Annotated in this window: 4 protein-coding genes; all 4 read right to left on the minus strand. The window is 45.0% G+C overall.

Annotation, left to right across the window (positions count from 1 at the left end; all coding sequences use genetic code 11):
* On the minus strand, positions 1–199 hold a 199-nt coding region (locus ACN08V_RS10355), incomplete at its 3' end, for an RHS repeat-associated core domain-containing protein (protein WP_419105488.1).
* A gap of 57 nt (positions 200–256) precedes the next feature.
* Positions 257–928: a hypothetical protein gene (locus ACN08V_RS10360; protein ID WP_419105489.1), complete on the minus strand. Its 672-nt coding sequence runs from the start codon at positions 926–928 to the stop codon at positions 257–259.
* Positions 929–1,074: 146 nt separating this feature from the next.
* Entirely contained in the window at positions 1,075–1,965 is an 891-nt protein-coding gene (locus ACN08V_RS10365) for a hypothetical protein (protein WP_419105490.1), read from the minus strand.
* 3 nt (positions 1,966–1,968) lie between these two features.
* Positions 1,969–2,569, minus strand: a 601-nt coding sequence (locus ACN08V_RS10370) for a hypothetical protein (RefSeq protein WP_419105491.1), incomplete at its 5' end; no start/stop codon positions are given.

A 2,569-nucleotide genomic window follows, 5' to 3' on the forward strand; every position in this document is an offset into this window, starting at 1 on the left:
AGTAACCCTGATGAGCCTTCTGGTAGTCCGCTAGTTCAGCGTCGGTAATAGGCCGCAAACCCCACGGGTCCACCTGATTCACCGGATTATTACCCGCAAAAGAATACGGGTTAGAACCCCACGCAGCACCAGCCACAGGAGCCAGAGGATCAACGCTCAAAAATGAAGCGGTCAGCGGATCATAACCACGAGCACCCATGAGTTCGTTGCCTGCAACGACGTGGATGCAGTCTTTGCTGAACGTGAAATCTAACCCTTAGAAATCTACGCGGTTAGCCTCGGTGCTTTCACTATTCATTTGTACCCTACCGATCTGAAAAATAAGAGACTTGTCTTTATTCTCATTGAGTTTATCGGCTAATTCTTGAAAGCTTCTGAAGCTACCCCAGAGTCGGTAGATCCTGATTTCTCCACATTCTGAGGTTTGTATATGCACAACTTCGTGTTTGGTGGCTGATTTGGATCCACCAGTCGATGTGTCAACTACAGCTGATTCAACGGTGCATGTGCGGGATTCAGCGGTCATATTATTGACCCATGGAACGAGGATGGGGTTAGCCATCATGAATATTATGGTTCCAAAAATCAAGGGAATAAGGATTTTTGCTCGCAGGGGAATGTGGGAGTTTTGTTTGTTTGGTGGGTGATTATTAGTTATTTTCAAAACTTTGTTTCCTGAACTATAGAAAAAACAATTATCTGCGACCAGAATCAATTGCATCCAAGAAGTAGCCTCCCCAGTTACCTCCCCCATAACACGACGCCCTGCGCTTGATGGGCCTGGTAAAGCAGCAACGAAGCCAGCGAACGCAACATTTCCAGTCAGCCCAGAAGCAGTGTAGGGTCCTGGTTGTTTCATATACGAATACGCGGCAAAGGTGCCACCGGCAAGGGCTCGAACCGCAATCCCACCGGGAACCACGTCCATGGCTAGCTGTCGTGGGCCTACTAAGACTACCCCTATTTCCTTGCTCTAATCGTATCTACACGAAGCTGTAAGGGAACATAGGGGGTAGGAACTCCATACGAAGATGTCAGCGGTGTCTGCTTGTGAACCAGGGGGCGGGTTGTTATTTACAAGACTGGGTTTTCTACCCCATCAATCAGGCCCTGGTTTGCCTCTGCATCGGTGGGCGCACGCCAGAGAAGATTCCCCTTGTCATCAAGGATGCGCCAGGTCAAGGCGGGTTCGCTTGAACCGATCTGCCTCAAGCGCAAAGAATCAAAAACCAGCGAACATCCATATAATCCGAAACCGCTTCCAGTGTAACCTTGTAGAGTTTCACCCTGAGCAATAGAGGCAAAATTGAGTGCTCCGGCCTTGGTAGCATTATCCATTAATAAAACTTTATCTGAATAAAAGGCCCAAGAATTCCAGAATTGAATCTTATATTTTTCTACGGAATTTTTCTGAAGATAAATTTCAAGAACTCGATTACTATGGTCCTTTTCAAGCAAATTCAATGAAATAATTTTTGCGCCAATCAAACCATGAGGAAAACTTTTTTTGTTACTTAAAATAACTGGCGTATATAAAGCATCCCACTGAGTAAAATCAGTGCCAAGGGCAGAAAGTTCGTAAGGATAAATCTCTCCTGCAAAAAGCTGTTCTCCCTCGCCCACAACAGTTAGACTCCATTCCGTGGCAAATTTATTATCAGACGTGAGGGCTCGGATCATTCCCCCGTCTTCTAAAATGTATGTTGCATCGTAAACATTATCTGGCCCTAGAATATCAACAATTTTGACGCCAATAATTCTCTGGAGATTGCTATTAATTGTTTCATCTGTATTATCCCAACTAAAAACATCTCCTGCATAATATATTTCCCAGTAGAAATCTAGATATAATGAAAATTCTCGACCGCTGGAAGTTTTTCCAGCCAGGGAAAGTGCGTAACTACCTGGTTGGAAATATTCGATAGTGAAGGGCAGTTCATTAATAAATTCTTTGATGTTATTCATTATTTACTCATAACGGTGCAGAGGCAGATGTGATTTTTCCATCATTTTTATAGATCTCTCGTGCCCTTTTAATCCTGCATCAGGTTTGGGCACGTCCCAAGTGGCAGGATCAAGTTTTAGAGGTTTTTTATCTAGACCTGCTGGATTCTCTCTTTCATAAACTGCACGCAAAATATGGTGCTGATGATTAGGGTTTGTGCCAGTGTTAGATTCCATGATTCGAATTATAGAACCATCGAAAGTACTCACCCACTGTTGACCGGGGCTACGTGTGGGGTACGGCCCATCCCAAACCGGCGAATCATTAAGAACCTTCGCGAACCTATCAGCATTCGTATTACCAACGGCCACGCCATCTTTGTTCATTATCCAAGCATTTTGAGCCAAAGGATAGTCGTGGGGAATTACCTGGGGAGAAAGGTTCTGCAGTTTTGGTTGGGCCGGTGGTAATGCAGGTAAAGTTCCGTAAACACCTGGCCCGATAGCTTTCTGTCCAGAATGTACGGTGGCCGGTGACGGACTAAAAGCAGCAGGCTGTAATACTTCTCCTTCAATTACTCGAGTTGTCTTACTACCTCCGACAGAAACGACTTCGTCTGTTAGC

Source organism: Rothia sp. P5766, assembly GCF_048513555.1.
Classification (GTDB): domain Bacteria; phylum Actinomycetota; class Actinomycetes; order Actinomycetales; family Micrococcaceae; genus Rothia.